Raw genomic sequence first — 8,610 nt, 5'->3', positions numbered from 1 at the left:
TGTCTGAAGTGGTCAAAAATCGACCAAAACCACTACATATAGTAAAAAACGCCGTTTTTGGTTGTTTTTTGAGCAACACGTTTCAAGAACATTTTCAGCCAAAAACTGCACACAATCCCGCCCACAAAAACGCTCCCCCTCCCCTGAAAGCCCCGCCCCACCTGGCTTGCAACACAACAACAGACCACATCAACGCAAACACCCAGCCTTCACCGTCAAAAACCAGCCAAAAAAGACAAAAAAAAAACTTCCTCCGCCAAAGCCCTGTAAACCCTCGCTCCAACCTGAAAACGCCCCCCGCCGAGCGCTCCGAGTGCCATTTCGCCGCACCACGGGGCCGAAAATTTCCTTATAATGCGGACTTAAACGGGCCTGCAATATTCCCTTACAGGGGTGAAAAGCCAGTCTGAAGCCCACGCAGAGCGGTTCACGCTTTCTGCGCCCATCAGCGGCTTCGGAATACCCGTACAAAATTCTGTTTATTGCCTGCGTTGTACCGCTGCAACAAACGATTTCCTTTAGATCCAACGCGGCCAGAAACGGCCGTGTGAAAAATCAACCTATCAATTTTCACACGGGCAACTGGCCCTCACGCAGGAGACGACACGTCATGCTGAGCTGGGACGAATTCGACAAAGAAGATGACGGCGAAGTCGCTGTAAAAGGCGCCAACGCCGGCCGCGCTTCTGAAGCCAACATGGACCGCCTCGACAGCGCCGGTGGTGCCGCCGCTCAAGAGGCCCGCGCCGTAACCGCGACGGACTCCGCCGCGATCGCCCGCGCCAAGGCTGCCCTGGATTCCCTCGACGTCGCCGAAGGCCTCGCCGAACTGGAAGGCGCCTCTGCCCGTGTTGCTGTCGATGAAAAGCGCATGATCAACTGCCGCGCCGACCTCAACCAGCTCGTGCCATTCAAATACGACTGGGCATGGCAGAAGTACCTGGACGGCTGCGCAAACCACTGGATGCCGCAAGAAGTCAACATGACCGCCGACATCGCCCTCTGGAAAAACCCGGAAGGCCTGACCGACGACGAGCGCCGCATCGTGATGCGCAACCTCGGCTTCTTCTCCACCGCCGACTCCCTGGTTGCCAACAACCTGGTCCTGGCCGTGTACCGCCTGATCACCAACCCGGAATGCCGCCAGTACATCCTGCGCCAGGCCTTCGAAGAGGCGATCCACACCCACGCCTACCAGTACTGCATCGAATCGCTGGCCATGGATGAAGGCGAGATCTTCAACATGTACCACGAGATCCCATCGGTCGCGAAAAAAGCCACCTGGGGCCTGAAATACACCCGTTCGATCTCCGATCCGAAGTTCGAAACCGGCACCGTCGAAACCGACAAAGAACTGCTGCGCAACCTGATCGCCTACTACTGCGTTCTGGAAGGCATCTTCTTCTACTGCGGCTTCACCCAAATCCTCTCCATGGGCCGCCGCAACAAAATGACCGGCGTCGCCGAGCAGTTCCAGTACATCCTGCGCGACGAATCCATGCACCTGAACTTCGGCATCGACGTGATCAACCAGATCAAAATCGAAAACCCGCACTTGTGGGATGCCGAGATGAAGGAAGAAGCTTCGCAGATGATTCTGCAGGGCACTCAGCTCGAGATCGAATACGCGCGGGACACCATGCCTCGCGGCGTGTTGGGCATGAATGCGGCGATGATGGAGGACTACCTGAAGTTCATCGCCAACCGTCGCCTGTCGCAGATCGGTCTGAAAGAAGAATACCCAGGCACCACTAACCCGTTCCCATGGATGAGCGAAATCATGGACTTGAAGAAAGAGAAAAACTTCTTCGAAACTCGGGTTATTGAGTATCAGACGGGTGGGGCCTTGAGCTGGGATTGATTCCCGCTGAACCGAGCTCTCTTGAAAAGACCGCCGAAAGGCGGTCTTTTTTTATCTATCGAATACTTCCGAAAGCTATCGACGGCCCCACAACCTTACCCAAAAACCGACCTTACTCTCCACAGCCACCGTTGCAGGCGGTTCCGCTTCCTGCCTCACCGGGTGCGTACTCGGGCCGTTGGGCCTCAATAAATCTCCCGGATAATGCTCAAGCCCCAGGCACTGTGAATCATCCATATCGAATGCTTTGACTGCCGCCACGGCTTCCACGCACCAGCGACCGAAATACGCGCCGCCTTCGAAGTTCTCGTCGCCGTAGGTGTACCAATAGGGATGCCTGTAATTGACGACTTGCGGCTCAGAACCGGACTTGGCACCGGTGCGCACTTCCTTGTACCAATGCGTCACGAAGGCACTCAACATTGACGGCTGCGAATCCACTGGAGCGTCCACCGCCTTCAGTAATCGACCATAGGGCTTTGGATAAAGCAGCACGGAGCCTATCTTGCGCTCTGGGCTGCGACTGGCGATGACGCGGTCAAGCAGCACGTCCTCGCCTTCGTTGCCGATCAGCGCCAACAACCGTTGCCATTGATCATCCGGAATCTCCAACGCCAGCCCCAAGCCGATCAGCCAGAAGCAGACGATGTAATGATCGTAGTTGACGCGCCAGCTGTGGCGGGTGAATTGCTGCTTCGGGGTCCAGACTGACGCGCCGAGACGCTCAGCCTCTTCCCAGGCATCGAGTAGCCCAGGGAAATAACGCGGCAGGTCGGCAATGGGGCATCCTGCAGAATAGCGACTTAGCATCTGGTGCCAGTGGTTCTGGGCGATGATAAAGGCGTACTGTGGTGCGTAGTCGGGATCGCCAGCAGGTGTACGCGCGGTTTCGAACGCTTTGACGATACGTTCATCACCATACTCCACCCATTCCGACCAATAGCGGGAATCCCCCAGTGGCGCCCGAATCATTTAATACCCCTCAACAACTTGGATGCTGCAACCGGATCGGCCATAAACTTCCCACTTTTATCCAGAACACCTACGGTGACGTTTCCGAAGGGATCCGTATGAACCAACCACTTTTCAACCCGGCCGGTCCGTAATGCATCGTTGATGCTGTCAGCCACCTTCCGGTTGCCATTGACCGACTCCCGGATGCGATCATAATTTGTGACAGTCCCCTGTAGCCAGTTATCACTCATCTGCAAACCATCCTTGGTCGGCTTCAACGCAGACGAACCAAACTTGTACTCCACAATCAGGTAATCAATACCCGGCTTGTTAACCTTGTACAAGTCATCAATACCGGTTTGCCCAATATCCGGAGCCCGACCAATTTTCTCGGCGCCCGGCACCAGTGCCTTGATCTTCTCGCCGCCCATGACATCGCCCACGATGCTTTTTTGCGCGTTGGTCAAGGCCCGAAAATCCATCAGGGGGATGCCGTTAGGGTTGAACTGCCCACCATGGGCCACCAGCTTCTCGAACTTGGCCAGACCGGCCATTGCCTCAAGCCCTTCCGCCCCCACCTTGATCCCGGTCTTCGCCAAGGCAACCCCACCCTTGGCCGCCCCACCAACGCCCGTGGCGATGCTGCCGACTTGCCAGACGAGTTCACCCAAATCCTGGCCCAGTTGCACGGCGCGGTCGTCGCCGCCCTTTTCCAGGGCGTCTTTGACGCGGTCGATTTTGGCGTTGAGTTCATTGACTACGCCGTCGCCGAACTGCTTGCGGGCCTCGGGATCGTTGACCAAGGCTTTGAGGCCGTTGAGCCCGTCAACAGGATGCAGGAGGAATTGCGCTAGGCCCTCGACGTCGCTCCAACCCGCCTGCACCAAGCCTTTGCCCACGCCGAAGCGAGTCAGTACGTCTTGTTTTTGATTGATGAAGGCCCATTTGGCGATCACTTGCAGTTTGGCCGCCGGACCGACGGCCTCTGTGTATTCTTTGTCGGCCTGGACCAGTTGCTGGGTCGCCAGCCAGTTGTTGTCCACCGCTGCGCCTGCCGCACTGTTGGCGGTGGCGGCATCCAGTGAGGTGCTGGTGGAGGCAAGCCCGGTGACCAAACTGATGATCAGGTTACGCTTGGCTTCGCGCTGTGCTTCGCTTTCGTTGGGGCTGGCTTCGGAGAACAAGCCGGTGAGCAAGCTCGACGCCGCCGCGCCCGCTGCACCGCTGCCACAGCTCTGACTGCTGGCCGCAGCTCCCGCGCAGGCGACGATGCCGTGCAGGGCTGCGTGCAGGGGTGAGCCTTCGGTGAGTTTGCCGTCCGCCACCAGGTCGCCGATGTAGCTGGCGCCCTTCTGTTGCACGTAATTGACCACCAGCCCCTGAACGAACGCGCTGTTGCTGCCACTGATGTTGCCGCTGGCGGCACCCACCAATGCGGTAGTGATCTGGCGGTAGGTGCCGCCCGCTCCCCAGTTGTCGGCGATGCCGCGGGCTTCTGCGTTCAGCTGCTGGGCGCTGTTGAGTAACGCCAGGCGTTCGGTGTCGGTCAATTGGGCGTTGGAGTCGAGGGCCTTTGCTTGCGCATCGCTGGCCTGTTGGCGTTTGAGGTCGACTTCCTTGGCCTTGTTGGCGAGCAAGGTGCTGGCTTCGTTGGCGAACGCCCCCACAATCTCGAAACCGGCACGGATCTCGTCTTCGTCGAAAATCGGCTTGAGCGCGTTGCTGGTGTCGCGGTCGCTGGAAACGTCGCGGTTGAGGCTGGCGATGGTTTGTTCGGCGCTCTGGCCGGTGCGCTTTTGTTGCTCGGCGTCGTTGGTAATGACGATGGTGCCGCCACTGATGCCGCTGCGGGTGACGCTGCTGGCGTTATCGCTGGCGCTGATGGCAATCGGCATAGTGGCGCCGATGTCATTTTCATTCTTCGGCAGGTCGGTGCCTGGGGTTTGCGCGGCGCCGCTCTGGGCGGTGCCTTGCTGGTCCTTGCCGACTTCCCGGTAGCCGCCGCCGAGGCTGACGGTGCTGGCGTCGTACTCGGCTTTGTTTTTGATGTCACGGCTGGTGAGGCTGGCGGAGACCAGACGATTTTTGCCGTCCTGCACGGCCTTGTCGCTGCTGGCGATGACCCCGCCGATCAGGTCGGTGTTGCCACCCACGCGGATGTCGAAGCCATCGTCCCCGGCCTTGATGCCTGACTGTTCGGTAACGCTGGCATAGTCGGAGTCGATATCGGTTGCGCCGAAGCTGCCGCTGGCACGTTCCAGCTTCACGGATACGTCCTTTATTTGAGTATGGGCATGGATAGCCCTTTATTTTGGGCTGTTGTAGATCATGTTATAGGGGAATCAAAAAAGGCTTACGGGGTTTTGGGATATGTCCTACATGCTGCTTATGCGCGTGATCTGGAGGTGAGAGCTAGGGTGCAAAAATACACAACGGCGGGTGCCGATGGTTAAGCCTTAGTGGCGGAAGGTTGTGCAGGTATTTCAGTCATCGAAGCATTCGGTGGGTTAGAGCGACGGTGTCTTTGTAGGATCGGTTGAGCGATGCGTCGGTCTTTTCTGTAGGATTTTTCGTAGACAGGTGTAATGGCCACTCAGTATCGTCCGAGGGTTTTCAACCCTCGGCGATTGTATGAGCGAAAAGAAGAAAGACAGCGACTGGAGCGTTTCTGAGATTACGGCGGCGGTTGATGCCTATCTGAAGATGCTTGAGCTAGAGCTAAACGGCCAAAAATTCAACAAGGCACATGAAAATCGCGTACTGCGTGAGTCGGCCTTGTCGACCCGCACCAAAGGCTCGGTCGAATTCCGAATGCAGAACATTTCTAGAGTTCTGGTGACGATGGATCGGAATCCTATCAAGGGATACAAACCTGCCAAAAACGTTGGTTCGAATGTTGAACAGTTAATTCGAGCTGCACTAACTGAAAGGGGCATTCAGCCTGGTGACCCCTCCGCTCCGACAGCCGACGAAGAAACGCTAGAACGCCGCACGGTTGCGCTTCAGAAGCAAAAGATAAAGGAACCGCCGAAGGGCATTCTGAAACCGAAGCGAGCATCAAGCTCAAGCGCGGTATATGTTCGTGATCCAGAAGTCAGAGCCTGGGTTCGAAATGAAGCCGAAGGCCATTGCGAAGGTTGTGGCGAGCCCGCTCCATTTCAAAAACTTGGTTTGCCTTTTCTGGAGGTTCACCACGTAAAGCCACTCGCCGAGAAAGGTTCAGACCGCATCACCAACGCTGTAGCGTTGTGTCCGAACTGTCATCGGAGCTGCCACCATTCCGACGAGAAAACTGAGTTCACAGCGTTACTCTATAAGCGGGTCGCTCGGCTAATTCCCGAGTAACCAGATTGAATGCTGTCCGTGGCGAGGGAGCGATGGACTTGATCGCTGCGGTGTTTTTGAGAATCGCGGGCAAGCCCGTTCCCACAGGTTTGGATTGTTGCCACAGGTTTTGCGCCGCGCTGAAAACAGTCAGTGCAACCCACCCCGCCTCCCGCTATTAATACCTTTCCCCACTCAAGGACCCGAGCCCGCCATGAAATTCGACCTCGCCTACTGCCTCAGCCTCGACGACAAGCTGTCGATCTATGACGTGCGCGATTTGAATTTCGACGAGACGATGGAGTTCGATTCCGCCAAGGAGCATTTCCAGTGCCCCAACGATGCCTGCCGTTTGGCGTTTGATGCGACCAACGTGTTGGGGACGTTCAACGCCAAGAATGTGAATTACGTGCGCACGCCGCACTTCAAGAACATGCCCAGCACGCGGCATGTCGAGGGTTGTCCTTATGTCAGTCTGAAGACGCCGGCGTCGGGCCTGGAGGTGGATGGTGCGGAATCGGATGACAGTCGGGAGGAGCATTTCCCGTCGGAGTTGTTGCTGGCTCGGCGTGAGTATGTGCGTAAGCCGTCGAACCCGGTGATGGCGGCGGGTGTGATGCGGGACGATCCGAAACCCCCTTCAGCGGCCAGCGACGTCGAGCAGCCGAGCCGGGAGTCGGCGCCGGACAAGACCAGTGTCTTCGCCCATCCGGTGGAGTGTTTTGTGTCGAACTTCGAGGACAAGGAGCTGCTCAAGCGCATGCCGCTGAAGATTGGCGAGCACACGGCACCTTATGGGTCGTTCTTTAAGAAGATCGAGTATCTGCAGGACAACAAGGGGTTGATTTACTGGGGCAAGATCAAGGAGATCAAGGATTACACCCAGAGTTTTCGCATCGATTTCGAACAGAAGGTCTGGTTCAAGCAACCGGACGAGGCGAAGAAGAAGCCTTACTTGGTCAACGTTTATTTGAGCAAAAAGCTGATCGACAACTACCGCAAGCGCAAAGCGTTCCTGGAAGAGATCAAGCACGCCATCGACAGTGATGCCGAGTTGTTTTGCTTCTTTTATGGCGTGACGCCGGAGTTGAAGCAGGTGCCGAGCAAGAAAAACCCCGAACAGACGTTCGGGGTGTTCAGTGCCAATATTGAGAACCTGGATCACTTCATTATTCGGGAAGCGCCGGGGTTGGCGGGTAAGTAACCCAACCTCAGGGCAGTTGCAGCGCTACGCCACCGGGGTGTTGCTTGATGAGGCTGTAAGGCAGGACGCTCCATTCAACATGCCCACAAGAAGCGGCTACATGGGGAAATGAAGGTTCTAGCTTGATACCTTTTTCGGTGAAGTGCCAAGACAGGAAACGCCACGGATCTTCGTCACTGTAGGCACAATCCTCATCGCTGGTCATTTGATCCGGATAAAGTTTACTGAGCTGCGCCACCAGCCAGGGCGCGAACTCGTTGGAGCGGTACGCGGAAAACGCGGTGAACGTGTCAGGTGACTGATCGCTTTCACCGTAGAGTTCTTCGTAATGCAGCGGTTTTCCCTCCCCTACCCAAAGAACATCTTCAAGCTCCAGGGGTTTGCCGGTCTTGGCATCGAGGTTAAGCGGTACATCGTTCTGATCCGGATAAGGGCCGCCACAGCTGTACTCCGTACCGATGTTCACACTGATGACCGAAGGCGTCATCAACAACGGTTTGATCGTTTGGTGGTAGAAGTTCACACCACCGCCGGCGAGACATCCGTAATAGCCCACCACTTCCTGCCACAAGCGCCCCATCAACTGTTGATTGATACGTTGACGCTCTTCGGTGGTGTAGCCCGAAATGACTTCAAACAGCGTCGTCTTTGTTTGCGGCTCGCTCCACCATTGCAGTGAGTAGCCATTGAACGCTTCTGTCTTTCCTGGTTTGAGCGTCATGCCTTGAAGGCGCAGATATTCGTACGGATCAGTTTCATGGAGTCTGGCGAGGTAAGGCAGAGTACCGGCAGGCATTGCCGGCAGTTTGGCTTCCACCAATTCAATCTTCAGAGTTTTTCCTTCGTCGTTGCTCCAATCCCCCCAAAATCTTTTGGGCTCGATGTTCAGATGAATTTGAGGCCGAGGTGCTTTCTCTCCATAACGCTGCTCTCCCTCGTCGAGAACTAGCATCGCCCCTTCCTTCTTGCCGCTGAGCACCAAGTCCTTGCGGTACTTCTCATAGAAATAGCGACCACTTATGTTTTCAGCGCTAGCAGTACTCACCTCCAGCACGATTGGCATCTTGCCCAGCGTGCCGGTGAACACCCGTCTCCCGGCTTCGGCATGAGCCGTGGAACACAACATGAGTAACAGCGCGACTGGCGCCAGGCGTAACAATCCTTTGAGCATTGATCGATCCCTGAATGAGCTGGAAACAGCGCCGGACAGATTGAATGCGGCGCAGGTTGAATGAGGATAGATTATGGCGAGGTTGCGCGGGGGGAA

The 8,610-nt window shown here is 56.4% G+C and carries 6 protein-coding genes and 1 pseudogene; 4 read left to right on the top strand and 3 right to left on the bottom strand.

The annotated features are described in order from the left end of the window. The coding region (locus HCU66_RS20230) for a hypothetical protein (RefSeq protein ID WP_205890221.1) at nucleotides 1-410 on the top strand (410 nt) is incomplete at its 5' end. 200 nt (nucleotides 411-610) lie between these two features. Next, on the top strand, nucleotides 611-1,861 hold the full coding sequence (locus HCU66_RS20225) for a ribonucleotide-diphosphate reductase subunit beta (protein WP_205890220.1): 1,251 nt from the start codon (nucleotides 611-613) through the stop codon (nucleotides 1,859-1,861). A gap of 75 nt (nucleotides 1,862-1,936) precedes the next feature. Here HCU66_RS20225 and HCU66_RS20220 read toward each other — a convergent pair whose 3' ends face one another. Continuing rightward, nucleotides 1,937-2,833 carry a PoNi-like cognate immunity protein gene (locus HCU66_RS20220; protein ID WP_205890219.1) on the bottom strand — a complete coding sequence of 299 codons (897 nt, stop codon included), beginning with the start codon at nucleotides 2,831-2,833 and terminating at the stop codon, nucleotides 1,937-1,939. Further along, nucleotides 2,830-5,067 (bottom strand): annotated as a pseudogene (locus tag HCU66_RS20215) (hemagglutinin repeat-containing protein); the annotation flags it as partial. The pseudogene HCU66_RS20215 and the gene HCU66_RS20220, both read right to left, overlap by 4 nt. Nucleotides 5,068-5,446: 379 nt before the next feature. Between HCU66_RS20215 and HCU66_RS20210 the strand changes: the two are divergent. Both HCU66_RS20210 and HCU66_RS20205 read left to right on the top strand, forming a co-directional pair. Continuing rightward, nucleotides 5,447-6,160, top strand: a complete 714-nt coding sequence (locus HCU66_RS20210) for an HNH endonuclease (protein WP_205890217.1) — start codon at nucleotides 5,447-5,449, stop codon at nucleotides 6,158-6,160. Nucleotides 6,161-6,353: 193 nt separating this feature from the next. Further along, nucleotides 6,354-7,343, top strand: coding sequence for a hypothetical protein (locus HCU66_RS20205; protein ID WP_205890215.1), 990 nt, complete (start codon nucleotides 6,354-6,356; stop codon nucleotides 7,341-7,343). Nucleotides 7,344-7,350: 7 nt separating this feature from the next. On the opposite strand, the gene HCU66_RS20200 is transcribed toward HCU66_RS20205, so the two are convergent. Next, nucleotides 7,351-8,514: a hypothetical protein gene (locus HCU66_RS20200; RefSeq protein ID WP_205890212.1), complete on the bottom strand. Its 1,164-nt coding sequence runs from the start codon at nucleotides 8,512-8,514 to the stop codon at nucleotides 7,351-7,353. Nucleotides 8,515-8,610 lie beyond the last annotated feature (96 nt).

The sequence above is a fragment of the Pseudomonas frederiksbergensis genome (assembly GCF_017114915.1).
In the GTDB taxonomy this organism is placed as follows: domain Bacteria; phylum Pseudomonadota; class Gammaproteobacteria; order Pseudomonadales; family Pseudomonadaceae; genus Aquipseudomonas; species Aquipseudomonas frederiksbergensis_I.
This window is presented reverse-complemented; position numbering and strand designations above follow the sequence as displayed.

Bases quoted from the DNA above. Each gene is read 5' to 3' on its own strand.
- HCU66_RS20225 (WP_205890220.1), top strand. From the start codon at position 611: ATGCTGAGCTGGGACGAATTCGACAAAGAAGATGACGGCGAAGTCGCT.
- HCU66_RS20220 (WP_205890219.1), bottom strand. From the start codon at position 2,833: ATGATTCGGGCGCCACTGGGGGATTCCCGCTATTGGTCGGAATGGGTG.
- HCU66_RS20210 (WP_205890217.1), top strand. From the start codon at position 5,447: ATGAGCGAAAAGAAGAAAGACAGCGACTGGAGCGTTTCTGAGATTACG.
- HCU66_RS20205 (WP_205890215.1), top strand. From the start codon at position 6,354: ATGAAATTCGACCTCGCCTACTGCCTCAGCCTCGACGACAAGCTGTCG.
- HCU66_RS20200 (WP_205890212.1), bottom strand. From the start codon at position 8,514: ATGCTCAAAGGATTGTTACGCCTGGCGCCAGTCGCGCTGTTACTCATG.